The organism is Pseudonocardia charpentierae (assembly GCF_031845345.1).
GTDB classification, from domain to species: Bacteria; Actinomycetota; Actinomycetes; order Mycobacteriales; family Pseudonocardiaceae; genus Pseudonocardia; species Pseudonocardia charpentierae.
In genome coordinates this window covers 68,343-80,887 of record NZ_JAVREJ010000003.1, presented here as the reverse complement: position 1 = coordinate 80,887, position 12,545 = coordinate 68,343, and the positions used below count along the sequence as shown (strand labels likewise).

Annotated in this window: 12 protein-coding genes; 3 read left to right on the top strand and 9 right to left on the bottom strand. The window is 73.0% G+C overall.

The genetic code is table 11. The features are described from left to right. Positions 1-46 precede the first annotated feature (46 nt). The 3 genes from RM445_RS05815 to RM445_RS05805 all read right to left on the bottom strand — a co-directional run bounded on the left by RM445_RS05815 (position 47) and on the right by RM445_RS05805 (position 3,907). Positions 47-277 carry a hypothetical protein gene (locus RM445_RS05815; RefSeq protein WP_311555010.1) on the bottom strand — a complete coding sequence of 77 codons (231 nt, stop codon included), beginning with the start codon at positions 275-277 and terminating at the stop codon, positions 47-49. Next, positions 277-1,542, bottom strand: coding sequence for an FAD-dependent oxidoreductase (locus RM445_RS05810; protein WP_311555009.1), 1,266 nt, complete (start codon positions 1,540-1,542; stop codon positions 277-279). The genes RM445_RS05815 and RM445_RS05810 overlap by 1 nt, the downstream gene beginning before the upstream one ends. A gap of 94 nt (positions 1,543-1,636) precedes the next feature. Then, a complete protein-coding gene (locus tag RM445_RS05805; protein ID WP_311555008.1) occupies positions 1,637-3,907 on the bottom strand; it encodes a LuxR C-terminal-related transcriptional regulator in 2,271 nt (756 codons plus the stop codon). A gap of 204 nt (positions 3,908-4,111) precedes the next feature. Here RM445_RS05805 and RM445_RS05800 point away from each other — a divergent pair, with 204 nt between their 5' ends. Further along, positions 4,112-4,888, top strand: a complete 777-nt coding sequence (locus RM445_RS05800; RefSeq protein ID WP_311555007.1) for a CPBP family intramembrane glutamic endopeptidase — start codon at positions 4,112-4,114, stop codon at positions 4,886-4,888. Here the strand turns inward: RM445_RS05800 and RM445_RS05795 are convergent. Further along, positions 4,885-4,983 (bottom strand): hypothetical protein, encoded by a 99-nt coding sequence (locus tag RM445_RS05795; RefSeq protein WP_311555426.1) that lies wholly within the window; start codon positions 4,981-4,983, stop codon positions 4,885-4,887. The genes RM445_RS05800 and RM445_RS05795 overlap by 4 nt on opposite strands. A gap of 210 nt (positions 4,984-5,193) precedes the next feature. Between RM445_RS05795 and RM445_RS05790 the strand changes: the two genes are divergently transcribed. Next, a complete protein-coding gene (locus RM445_RS05790) occupies positions 5,194-5,949 on the top strand; it encodes a hypothetical protein (RefSeq protein WP_311555006.1) in 756 nt (251 codons plus the stop codon). 21 nt (positions 5,950-5,970) lie between these two features. Here the strand turns inward: RM445_RS05790 and map are convergent, their stop codons facing one another. From map to RM445_RS05775, 3 genes are all read right to left on the bottom strand, one after another. Further along, positions 5,971-6,750: a type I methionyl aminopeptidase gene (gene map / locus RM445_RS05785; RefSeq protein ID WP_311555004.1), complete on the bottom strand. Its 780-nt coding sequence runs from the start codon at positions 6,748-6,750 to the stop codon at positions 5,971-5,973. A gap of 84 nt (positions 6,751-6,834) precedes the next feature. Further along, on the bottom strand, positions 6,835-8,337 hold the full coding sequence (locus RM445_RS05780; protein WP_311555003.1) for an FGGY-family carbohydrate kinase: 1,503 nt from the start codon (positions 8,335-8,337) through the stop codon (positions 6,835-6,837). Positions 8,338-8,642: 305 nt separating this feature from the next. Beyond that, positions 8,643-8,885 carry a hypothetical protein gene (locus RM445_RS05775; protein WP_311555002.1) on the bottom strand — a complete coding sequence of 81 codons (243 nt, stop codon included), beginning with the start codon at positions 8,883-8,885 and terminating at the stop codon, positions 8,643-8,645. 77 nt (positions 8,886-8,962) lie between these two features. Between RM445_RS05775 and RM445_RS05770 the strand changes: the two genes are divergently transcribed. Continuing rightward, positions 8,963-10,513, top strand: a complete 1,551-nt coding sequence (locus RM445_RS05770; protein ID WP_311555001.1) for an amidase — start codon at positions 8,963-8,965, stop codon at positions 10,511-10,513. Positions 10,514-10,878: 365 nt separating this feature from the next. Here RM445_RS05770 and RM445_RS05765 read toward each other — a convergent pair whose 3' ends face one another. Both RM445_RS05765 and RM445_RS05760 read right to left on the bottom strand, forming a co-directional pair. Next, entirely contained in the window at positions 10,879-11,568 is a 690-nt protein-coding gene (locus RM445_RS05765) for a histidine phosphatase family protein (protein WP_311555000.1), read from the bottom strand. 71 nt (positions 11,569-11,639) lie between these two features. Continuing rightward, complete coding sequence (locus RM445_RS05760; RefSeq protein WP_311554999.1) at positions 11,640-12,428, bottom strand: maleylpyruvate isomerase family mycothiol-dependent enzyme; 789 nt, start codon at positions 12,426-12,428, stop codon at positions 11,640-11,642. Positions 12,429-12,545: the final 117 nt, after the last annotated feature.

Below are 12,545 nucleotides of genomic sequence, written 5' to 3'. Positions count from 1 at the left end.
GCAAGCGCGCTCCAGGTACACCCGGTGACCGCGGTCGACACGCCCTTCACTGCTCGTCTCGGTCGCGGTCCGGACGGATCCGCACGCTGACCACGTCGGCGTTGGCGTCCCACAGGAGCGTGAGCAGTCCTCGCAGGGCCGCCTGGTCCATCACGTTCCCGTGCACGGTCGCCGGTCGACCCTGCGTGATCCGCACCGCGCCGAACCTGCGCTCGATCTCGGCGACGACACCGGTGGGGAGCGGAGCAGCCACTCCCACCCGGTACCGCAGGTTCATCAGCTCGACGGCGCGACGTCCGGGACGGCCGCTACACGAGGTGCGACCGCGGTGCGCACCCGCTCGTTCCGAACACCCAGCGCCAGGAACCGGGACACCAGGCGACGCACCGGCCGGAAACGCGTGGCGAGCCGCATCGGCAGCGGGACCCGGGTGTGGTCCGCCTGCATGGAACCGATCATGGATCGCTGCATGCCGAGCTGCAGCCGCTGGGTCAACCGGGTCGGCAGTTCCCGTCGCCGCTGCACCGCGCGCAGGTCGGCGGGACGCACCCGCCCGTCGAGCAGCGGTCCGACGAGGACGTTCGCCGCGGCGACGGCGTCCTGGACCGCCAGGTTGATCCCGACGCCGCCGACGGGCGACATCGCGTGCGCCGCGTCGCCGATGCACAACAGGCCGGGCCGCGACCACGAGACGAGACGGTTGACCTGGACCTCGAGGAAGCCGACGCCGTCCCAGTCGACCTCCTCCACACGGTCGCCCAGGAACGGCAGGTAGGTGCGCAGGGTCGCCCGGAACTCCTCGATGCCGCGGGCGCGCAGCTGCGCGAACCCGCCCTTCGGGACGGTGTGGGCTCCTTGCCAGTACGTGCCGCGGTCGATCATCGGGAACAGGCCTCCCGGGGCGATGCGCAGCAGGGTGCCGGACGGGTCGCCGGCTGCACGCGACACCCGGTACCAGAGCACGTCGAGCGGCGAGCCGTACTCGGTCGTCACCAGACCGGCCGCGGCGCGGGTGGCGGACGACCGGCCGTCGGCGGCGACCACCAGGTCCGCGCGGATCTCCTCCTCCCCGGCGGCGGTGCGGCAGCGCAGCCCGCGGACCACCCCGTCGCCGTCCTCGACCAGGCCGGTCACCTCGACCTCCCGGTGCAGCGAGAACCCCGGGTAGTGGGCGGCCTGGGCGGTCAGGAAGGACAGGAAGTCCCACTGCGGAACCATGGACAGGTAGCGGAACCTGCCGGGAAGCTCGGTGAAGTCGCCCATCGCCGTCATGCCGTCGTCCGTCATGAGGTTGATCCGCGTGGTCCGGTGCTGCGGCACGCGTGCGAAGGCCTCGGTGAGGTCGAGGTCGTCGAGGATCTGCAGCGTCGACGCGTGGACTGTGTCGCCGCGGAAGTCGCGGAAGAAGTCGGGGTGCTTCTCGAGCACGACGACGCCGACGCCGGCACGCGCGAGCAGCAGCCCGAGCATCGCGCCCGCGGGTCCGCAGCCGGCGATGACGCAGGTGGTCGAGTCGGGCAGGGTTCGGTCGTGGGCAGCCACGGTGGCCTCCGGAGGATCGGGTGCGCGGTCCCGGCCACGATCGCCGCGGGTCGGGTGGGCCCACACCACCTCCTCCGGGTTCCACCCGGGTGGTTCAGATCAGCCCCAGGGCACGCCCTTCCCGCACCGCGTCCTCCCGGCTCCCGACGCCGAGCTTGCGGTAGAGGATCTTGGTGTAGCCCTTGACCGTGTTGATCGACAGGTGCAGGGCGGCGCCGATCTCGCGCTGCGTGGCGTCGCCGCCCAGCGCTCGCAGGATCGCCTGCTCGCGGTCGGTCAGCTCCTCGACCAGAGCGCCAGCCCGGCGTGCGTCCCGGACCGCCGTGCGCCCGGCGCGGTGCTCGACGGCCTCCAGCCTGCGGACGGTGAGCGGAGCCACCGGCTCGTTGTCGACGACGTCTCTGGCCTCCGCGAGGACTGCGCGGGCCGCCGCGCGGTCGTGGCCGTCGAGCTCCACCTGGGCGAGGGCGGTGAGCGCGGTGACGTGGGCGACGGGTTCGCCGAAGGTGCGGGCGAGGTCGGCAGCCCGGCGCAGCAGCGTCGCGGCGGCCGCCAGGTCGCCGTCGCGGTGGGCGAGCTCCCCTTCGACCGTCCGCAGGCGCGCGATTCCCGGTGACGTCGCACTTCCCCACCGGTCCTGCGCCGCCCTGACGACCGGTCCGACCTCGGCCAACAGGCGTCGGAGCTGGTCCGTCCGGCCGGTCTCACCGAGCACCATCGCCTGGATGCTGGCGGCCTGCAGGCCGAGCAGCGGTGGGAGCCCGATGGCCCGCGCCGTGTTCCACACCCCGTCTAGAACCCGCACCGCCTCGTCCGGCCGCCCGTAGAGACCGAGCACCGCGCCGAGCACCGTCCGCGCCATGACGTAGCCGGCAACCGCCGGGTCGCACTCCAACCGGCATCCCTCCGACGCCGCCGCCAGCGCCGCCTCCATGTCGGCACGGGCGATGCTGTACTCGACGCCCCGCAAGGTCGCGACAGCCCCACGCAGCGTGTGCCAGCCCTCCGGAGTCGGGCTGTCGTCGTCGATCGTCTTCTCGGCGGCGTCCAGCCACGGCCCCATCCACGCGAACCTGCCGCTCAGGCCGGCCGCCCACGCCAGGGACACGCACAGCCGCGGGTCCCGCAGCACCGTCGCCGCCGGCAGTCGCCGACCCAGTTGCAGGTGGACGGCGAGCTCGCCGCGCTCGAGGAAGGCGGGGACCTGTGAGCGCAGCAGGTCCGCCGCACCCCCTTCGTCTCCCGCGGCGATCCGGTGCGCGACGGCTTCGGCGACGTAGCCGCGCTCGAGGAACCAGTCGGCGGCCCGGGCGAGCACGCGGGTGCGCGCGTCGGGGTCGGCCGCCAACCGGCGCAACAGCACGTCGCGGAACAGCCGGTGGCAGCGGTACCACTCCCGGCGCGGGTCGAGCGCCGTCACGAACAGGTCGGCGCGGTCCAGCGACTCGAGAGCGGCGGCCGATCCGGTGCGGTCCAGGGCGGCGTCACACAGCGGCCCGGACAGCCGCTCGAGCACGGAGGCTCGGACGAGAAGGTCGCGGTGGTCCGGGGCGAGACGGTCGACGACCTCGAGGGACAGGTAGTCGAGGATGTGCCGGTCACCGCCGTCGAGCCGGGCCGCGGCCTCGGCCGGCCGCTCCGCGTGGCGGATCGTGAGGGCCGCGAGCTGCAGTCCGGCAGCCCAGCCCTCGGTGCGCTCGGTCAGCACCGTCGCGGCGGACGGCTCGACCGGAGTCTCGCCGACGGCGGTCAGCAGCGCCGCCGCCTCGTCGACGCGGAAGCCCAACTCGGCGGCGCGGAGCTCGGTCAGCTCGCCGCGGGCCCGGAGGCGGGCCAGCGGCAGCGGCGGATCCGACCGGCCCGCGATCACCACCCGCAGCGCGGGCGGCAGGTACGAGAGGAGGAACTCGACGCCCTCGTGAACGGCCGCCGATCCGACGAGGTGGTAGTCGTCGAGGACGAGTACGTACGCGCCGTCGACGGTGGCGAGCTCGTTGAGCAACGTCGGCAACGCGAGGTCGACGGGCTCCAGCCCGGGCGTGGACAGCGCCCGCAGCGCGGCGGGGCCGAGCCCGGCGACGTCACGCTGAAGCGCGCTCAGCACGTAGGTCCAGAACCGCACCGGATCGTCGTCCGCCTCGTCGAGGGAGACCCACACGACGCACCGGGTCTCGGCCGGGTCGTGGGCCCACTGCGACAGCAGCGTCGTCTTGCCCCATCCCGCCGGCGCCACCACGACGCTGAGCCGGGACCAGGCGTTGGCGAGCAACGGTGCGTGCAACCGGGCCCGGCGCACCGCGCCGGGGCGCACCGGCGGGACCACCTGCTTCGCCGCGATCAGCGGGGCCGTTCGACCCTCCGACATGGCGGCTCCCGGCTTCGCCCCGGTCCGGTTCCGGGCGCGGTGCCGGGAGTGTCCCAGCTTCCCGTCGTGGCGTCACGGCATCGGTCGGCGACGACGCTCCCACCCGGGTGGACGGCTGCGGGGTGGTGTGCCGCCACCCCGTGCGCCGCCATCCTCGCTCCGCAGCTGCCGATCGGCGGCCGCGTCCCACGGGAGGTCCACGCCATGGCGAGGCAACAGCGGACGGCGACGGCGATCCGGCCGCGTCCGGCGGTCGGGTCGCTGCGGTCCTGGCTCAGGTTCCTCGCCGGCTTCGCCGTGCTCTGCGCGGTGCTGCTGGGCACGAGTGCGCTGGACGCCACCGGCCGATGGGGTGTGCTCATCCTGGCCGCGGTCCTGCTGACGGCGGTGGTCATGGAACGGATCCGGCACCCCTCGCCGCTTCCCGATCTCCTGCGCCGGCTGGGGCTGGGACGGCCGGGGGGCCGCGCGCTCGCGGTGGCGGCGGCGGTGTCGGCCCTCGTCGTGCTGGTCTTCCCGGTGACCGCGGCGGTGAGCGGGACGGAGATCCTCCTGCGTCCCGACTGGCCGTGGCTGCTGCTCGGGGTGTTCGCCTTCCACGGTCTGGCCGAGGAGCTCGTGTGGCGGGGGTATGCGTTCCGGCGCCTGCGCGAGGGGCGTTCGTTCCGGGCTGCGACGGTCGCCACGATGCCGCTCATCGCGGCGGCTCACGTCCCGATCGTGGTCACGCTCGGTCCGGCGGTGGGCATCGGCGCGATGGCAGTGGCCGCGGTGACGTCGGTGCCGTTGGCGTACCTCTACGAGACGGGCCGCCGCACGGTCTGGGCCCCGGCGCTGGTGCACACCGCGATCGACACGTTCAAGCTCGTCGTCATCCCCGCCGCGGCGCTGCCGACCTTCTCCGTACTGATCATCGTCGTCAGCCTCACCCTGCCGCTGCTGGCCCTCGCCGTTCCACCAGGTGCTTCCCCACGCCGCTAGAGCCGGGTGCCGGAGATGCCGCCGTCGATCGCCAGGACCGCGCCGTGGACGAACGCGGCGTCGTCGGAGACCACCCACGTGACGGCACGGACGATGTCGTCCGGTGTACCACCCCGCCCGGCCGGGGTGCGCGAGGTCGTGGTCTACACCGTGCAGCCCGACTCCCCGACCGCCCAGGTGCTGCCCCTGCTCGCCGCCTGGGGCTCCGACCACTCGCGGCAGGCGCAGGAGCCGGCGGCCGTCGTCGCTCGTCGGCGCAGCGCACTGCGGTAGGTGGTCGAGGATTCGGGTACGGACATGCTGTGGTGAGCCTCTTCCGATCCTCCTCCGACCGCATCGACGCGGGCCAGCCCGCTGTGGAATCCGTACCGGCGGCGCCCGCCGGTATCCAGGGGCGCGTGTTGCGCAACGTGGTGGAGCGGGCGCTGCGGGCCCAGCACCCGCGGGTGACAGCGCACATCGCGAAGATCCGCACCAAGGAGCCGGACGCCACACCGGAGCAGGTGATCGCCGCCCTGGACCGCCGCTACCAGTTCGCCGTCGCGGGTCTCGGCGCGGTGGGCGGCGGGATCGCGATCTTCCCGGCGATCGGGACCGCCGTCTCGCTGGCTACTGCGGCCGCGGAGGCTGCCGCGGCCCTCGATGCCGCGGTGCTCTACACCCTCGCCGTTGCCGAGGTGCACAGCATGCACATCGACGACGTGGAACGTCGGCGCGCGCTGGTCCTCGGGATCGTCATGGGCGCGGGCGGGACCGAGCTGATGCGCAAGGTCACCGGCGGGAAGGACCGATGGGCCCGCACCGTGACCGAGGCCCTGCCGCTGCGCGTGCTGGGCCCGGTGAACACCACGCTCGGGCGGTGGTTCGTCAAGCGCTACGTCACGCGGCAGCTCGCCCTTGCGGTAGGACGGGCGCTCCCGTTCGGGATCGGCGTGATCATCGGCGGAGTGGGCAACGTCGTCGCCGCTCGCACCGTGATCAGTGCGGCCGGGCGGGCGTTCGGTCCCCCGCCCGCCCGCTGGCCCGAGGAACCGGCCATCGCAGCTCCGCGGGGCGCGTGAGGCGCTACCTCGATCCGCCCCTCAGGCCGCGGTGGACGGGCGTCGGGTGAGCACGAGGGGACCGTCGTCGGTGATCGCAACCGTGTGCTCGGAGTGGGCGGTGCGCGAGCCGTCGGCCGAGCGGATGGTCCAGCCGTCGGGGTCGAAGACGATCCGGTCGGTAGTGCGGGCGAGCCAGGGTTCGAGGGCCAGGGTCATGCCTGCCCGGAGTCTGAGGCCGCGCCCGGCGCGCCCCTTGTTGGGGACGTGGGGATCCTCGTGCATCGTCCGTCCGAGCCCGTGGCCGCCGAACTCGGTGTTGATCGGGTAGCCGTAGCCGGTGGCGACCCCCTCGATCGCCGCGGAGACGTCGCCCAGGCGGTTTCCCGGCCTCGCGGCGTCGATGCCGGCGGTGAGCGCTTCCTCGGTCGCACGGACGAGTCGCAGGTCGTCGTCGGCCGGCGTGCCCACGATGACGGTGCGGGCGGAGTCGGCGACCCAGCCGTCGATCCCGACAGCGAGATCCATACTGACGACGTCCCCGTCGCGCAGTGCGTAGTCGTGGGGCAGTCCGTGGAGCACCGCGTCGTTGACCGACAGGCAGACGACGTTGCGGAACGGGCCCTTGCCGAACGACGGGGAGTAGTCCCAGTAGCAGGACTGCGCCCCGCGCCGACGGATCTGGTTGCGGACGTGGTGTTCCAGGTCGAGGAGGTTGACGCCCACGTCGGCGAGTTCGCCGAGCTCGGACAGGACCTGGGCGACGAACTGCCCGGTGGTGCGCATCCGTTCGATCTCTGCGGGCGACTTCAACTCGATCATGACGTCCTCACACCTCGCGCACCGGTATAACAATACCAACGTAGCAGCTGCGGTATGACGCAAGATCGTTGAGACACGGGGCGGTCATGCAGTTGCGCGGCTCCGTGCGTGCGCGGCGATCCCGGAGTCGAGCCACCCGCGGCCGGTCAGGGCATCGAGGAAGTCGGCGTAGCCGACGGCCAGCTCGGTCCGGCGGCCAGCATCCGGATGAAGGACCTCCCGGGTTCTCACCATGCGAGCGGCCGCAGCCGGCACGTCACCCTCGACGGCTCCGGCCGCCAACACAGCCATGCCGAAGGACCCCTCCGCGCTGCTCGGGATCCGCACGTCCACACCGAGCAGGTCGCAGCGCAGCTGGTTCCACCAGGAGTTGCCCGCGCCCCCACCCGTGAAGCTGACGGGCCCGCTGACGTCGGCGCCGGCGCCGTCGAGCAGGTCGAAGCACAGCCGCTCCACGTGCGCGACCCCGGTGCACACGGCGGCGAACATGCGCGCCTGGTCGTCGACCTCGTCCGGACCGGTGGGCAGCGGGCCGTCGCCGAGGAACCCACGCGCCTCGGGCTCGACGAACGGGAACCGCTCGCCGTGCTCGGCCAACGGGTAGCACAGCGGGACGTCGCGGACCTGGCGTGCGCGCTCGGTGAGCGCGTCGAGATCCTGCCCTCCGAACAGCGCCGCGACCACGCGGGCGCCCGTGCCGGACGCGCCTCCGGGCAGCCACAGGTCGCCGTACGGAGCGCGATGGGAGTACACCGCGCCGGTCGGATCGTGCAGCAGCGTGTCGGCGACACCCTTGAGGGCCAGAGTGGTCCCGAGCACCGAGTTCCACTCCCCCGCCGACAGCGCGCCCGCCGCGAGCTGGGCCGCGCAGCTGTCGGTCATGCCGGCGACGACGGGCACGCCTTCCGGCAGACCGGTCCGTTCCGCCGCGTCCGCGCCGACCTGCCCGAGCACGGTCCCGGACCGCTGCACCGACGGCAGCACCCCCGGGTCGACGTTCAGCTTCTCGAGCACCTCGGTCGGCCACCGCAGGCCGATCAGGTCGTATCCGGTCTTGAGCGCGTGGCTGGTGTCGCTGGCCACCGGATGCCCGACGAGGTTCGCCGTGATGACGTCGGCCTGGTGGGCGAGGCGGACGCCATCGCGCAGCATGCCCTCGTCACGCCACCACAACAGCTTCGGCAAGGCCCACACCGGCTGGATCCGGTAGCAGAGCCGCTCCCAGAGCGCCTCGCCCGCCTCCTGCGCCTCGGCGGCGAGCGCCCCGGCCCGGGAGTCGTCGTGCATCAGGCCGGGCGTGCGCGGAGTGCCGTCGGGATCGGTGAGGAGCACGGTGCCGGACGTGGCGTCCACCGCGATGCCGGCGATTCGCGCCGCCGCCCCGCCGGGCAGGTTGCCGGTCATCTCGGCCAGGGCGTCGGCCACCTGCACCCACCATTCACGGGGGTCCTGCTCGTGGCGATTGCCGTCGCGCCGACTGGCCAGCGGTCGAGCCGCCGCGGACTGCAGCGTCCCGGCGGCATCCACGGCGACGGCGCGGACGCTCTGGGTGCCGAGATCGACGCCGACCCATACCGCATCCGCCATCTGCGCTTCTCCCTGTCGTCGTCGGCCCCGCATCGGCAGTGTGCGCCGTGCGGGCGTGAGCCCGCACGGTCCGCACAGTCTCGAGGAGCAGCCGCCGCCCGGTCAGCCACCGACTCTGGCCACCCGACGCGGCGTTGGCCAATATGCCCGCTATGGACGTTCCAGCGCGGCGGTCGGGCTACCGGTGAGCGACCTCGCCGCGGCAGTGAAGTGGTACCGGCAGGTCCCGGGCGGCAACGTGCTGAGCCTGTACTCGGAGATCACGTAGCCGGCGCGGCCAGGTGCGGGCGCCGTGTGTCGGCGCCCTACGCGGCGCGTCGACCGGCGCGCCGCCTGATGACGTACGGCTGCGCGAACATGTACAGACCCGTGAACAGGAGAAAGGCGAGCGGGAGCAGAGGAACGTAGGACACCCAGACGAGGGGCTCGTCCTGGAGCAGCGCAACGGTCGTCACCACGATCGACACGGTGAAGACGACGGCCAGCCAGCGGTGCACCTGCCGGAACCACTTGGTCCAGTTCACGCTCGCCCGAGTGCTGATGTTCATGCCGGTCACGCTAGGTGTGGCTCGACGACCGATGCTTCTCGATTCCTGACCGGTCTGCCGCAGGTCCGGACCGACCGATGTGGAGGAGAACCCTGATCAATCTCACCGAACTCGCCCGGCTGGACGCGACCGCCCAGGCCGGGCTGGTCCGCACCGGGGACGTCACGCCCACCGAACTCGTCGAGGCCGCGATCGAGGCGGTCGAACTGCTCGACCCGCAGCTGGGAGCCGTATTCATCCGGACGCATCAGCGCGCCCTCGAGCACGCCCGGGCGGTGTCGCGGGACGCACCGTTCCCGGGCGTCCCGATTCTGGTCAAGGACATCGCGCTGGAGCTGGAGGGCTACCCGTACGGTCACGGTGGGCTGCGCCTGCTGCGCGACCGCGGGCACGTCTCGGACCGCACCACCTACCTGGCCGCCGCACTGCGGGACGCTGGCTTCGCCTTCCTGGGCCGCAGCACGTCGGCGCTGCAGGGCGTCGAGCTGGGCGTCTCCGACCTCGCACTGCACACGATGCCCCGCAACCCCTGGAACACCGACCACGCCACCGGGGGCTCGAGCAGCGGGTCCGCCGTGGCCGTCGCCGCCGGCCTCGTCCCGCTGGCACACGGCAACGACGGCGGCGGATCCCTGCGCATACCGGCCGCGCTGTGCGGGCTGGTCGCCCTCAAGCCCACCCGCGGGCGGGTCTCCCCCGGCCCGCTGATCAGTGCCGTCAACTCCGTCGCGCACGCCTGGATCGAGGAGTTCGTCCTCACCCGGACGGTGCGCGACACCGCCGCGGTGCTGCCCCTGCTCAGCGGCCGCCGCCCGGGAGACCCGTTCGCCCCCGTCGACGCACCGCGGACGGCCGCAGGCGGCGGGCGGCTCCGGATCGGGATCACCACCACCCCGTTCCTGGTGGCACCCGGGCTGGAGACCGACGCCGTGGTCGCCCGCGTCGCGACCGAGACCGCCGACCTGCTCGCCGAGCTGGGTCACACGGCGATCCCGGTCGACCCGCCCCGCTACGACCTCCTCGCCCACGACTGGCAGTACGGCCTGTCCGGGCCTGCGCCGACGATGCTCGCACGCGATCTCGACACCGTCGCGAGGATCATCGGCCGCCCCCTCACCCCGCAGGACGTCGGCCCGGTGCTCTGGACCCTGTCCGAGCAGGGCCGGTCCTTCAGCGCACTGCAGGCCCTCGAGTTCGCCGAGTTCATGCAGCAGACCTGCGTGGCCGTCGACCGGTGGTGGGACGAGCAGGACCTCGACCTGCTGCTCACCCCCACCGTCGGCAGGCGGGTGCCACCGATGACCGACTACCTGCCCCCACCTGCAGGCGACTACGCCGTCAGCCTCGACGATCCCATGACGATCGCGTACGCGCTGGCCCCGCTGCTGCCGCTCGTGTGCTTCACGCAGCTGTTCAACTGGACCGGGCAGCCCGCCGTCTCACTCCCGCTCGGCGTCGACGACGACGGCCTTCCCGTCGGTGTGCAGCTCGCCGCACGTCGCCTGCGCGAGGACCAGCTCCTTGACGTCGCCGCCGAACTGGAGACCGCCCGGCCCTGGGCCGGCCGCATCCCGGCCGTGTACGCGGGGAACGCCAGCTCTGCATCAGCCGGTCGGTCGAGCCCGTGAACGTGTTCACCGTGTCCTGCGCCCGGCGCTCGGCCAGTGGCAGGTCCTTGCCCTTCTGCACGACCGCGTCGACGTCGCCCAGCAGCGAGAGGTCGAGGTAGAACGGATCGGCTGCGCGTCCCGCCCATACCCGGCCACCGGAGGGCAGCGGGGCCGTCTCACCGGTCCGGCCACGCACGAGGACCTGCCCGTCGGCGGTGTCGTCCGTCATGTACTGGTCGGTGATGTTGAGCCGGGAGTCGCGGCGAGCGAGGGGAGAGTCCAGGTGATGGGACATGCCGACGACGTTGGGCTCGGCGGGAGGGCCGCGACTTGAGTCGAATGACCGAACTCCGCGCCCGCGACGGACCGGGCCGAGCGTCTGCTCACCCGTCGATGACGGTGTTCTGGTCCTGCGGCAGCACGAGCTCGGGAAGCTGGGCGAACAGCCAGCCGTCAGCGGTCCTGGTGAAGGTCCAGATCACGTCGAACCGGTCGCCCGGCCAGTCGGCGGGCGGCGTGGGCGTGACGCCGGGGAAGGCCGCGGCGATGTCGGGGAGCTCGCCGTGCTGCCAGCAGATCAGGACGGGTCCGGGCCGGCCGGTGGCGTTCTTGACGAGGGCCTGCTCGTCGCCCTTGCCGTAGTCGGTGTTCACCGTGATGCCGAGCCGCTGGGCGAGCGGAGCGACCGTCTCACGCGGTCGCTTCCCCTCACCGTCGTCGTCCGCTCCCGATGCGTAGATCGCGGTGGGGCGCGCGAGCCCCGGTCGGAGCGGGCCGGAGGTGGGGTCGAACAGGTCGGCCAGTGCTTCTGCCCGCTGCCAGCCGACGGCGGTCAGGGAGCTGTTGTCCTTCTTGCCCCCTGCGTCGACGCCGGGGTCCGAGCCGTCCGGCTTCTCGCCGTGCCGGATCACCAACACCACGGTGCCCTGCGCCGCGCCGTCCGACGAGGTGCCACCCGACCCCGCCGGGCTCGGGGCGGCTCCCGGCGACGGCGAGCCGGTCGCGCAGGCGGCCAGCACGGCCGACAGCACGAGGGCGATCACCCCGACGAGCACGCGCGACGTCCTGTGCATGTCCTTACTCCCGCTCACTGCGCACGATCGGACCGGTCGGCGGCGCTGGTGCGGGCGCCGACGGCAGGGCCCTAGTAACCGGGGAACACCCGGCGCAGGTCGTCCAGGGTGACGGCGCCCGTGACCTTCACGCTTTCGGGCGTGTTGGCCGGGCGCAGGCGGCCGCCGACCAGCCGGATCGCCGCCTCCAGCGGGCCCGTGAACGTCGCGGTCGGGTCGGCGGGCTCGGCGACGACCGCAGCCTTGTCGGTGACGACGAGGCCGTAGCCGGAGCCCTCGAAGTCGACCACCACCGGCGCGGCGAGCGCGTCGGCCTTGCCGATGAACCCGGCCAGGAAGCTCAAGCCTCCCGCCAGGTGCTCGGCCAGCACCGCCGCCGCGTCCGCCCGGATCGCCGCAGCCGGATCGAACGCGACCCTGACGTCCCAGCGGTGCTGCGCCGCCTCGTTCAGCCGCATGCCGGCGAACGACGCGAGGGACAGTGGCTCGGGCAGGAAGCCCAGGTCGACCTGCCCGGTCGAGCGCTGCTCGGAGGTCAGGCCCTCGAACGCCGCCACCAGCCGGGCGTCGTGGTCGAGGTAGTTCGTGGCCTGCTCGCGCGGGCTCATCGCGTTCCAGCGGTCCCATACGCTCTGGTTGAAGTCCGGACCGGCGGCAGGACCGGCGGCGAGCGCCGTCTGCAGCGTGGCGAGGCCGATCTCCGCGCCACTGCCCAGGTGCGACAGCACCTGCGCGACCGTCCACTCGGAAGCCCCGGACGGTCCGGTGAGCTGCTCGTCGGTGAGGCCGGGCACCAGGGCGGCCAGATCGTCGTGGGTTGCGCGCAGAACGGCGATCGAGCGATCAGCCAGAGTGGTCACGGACGGGCGAACACCGCGGGCCCATCGGTTTCTTCCCTATCTGCGGAGCTTGAGCAGTTTCATGGTGATCCGGGAGTCGACGCGGGCGATGGCCGGGTCGCCCATCAGTTGGGTGGT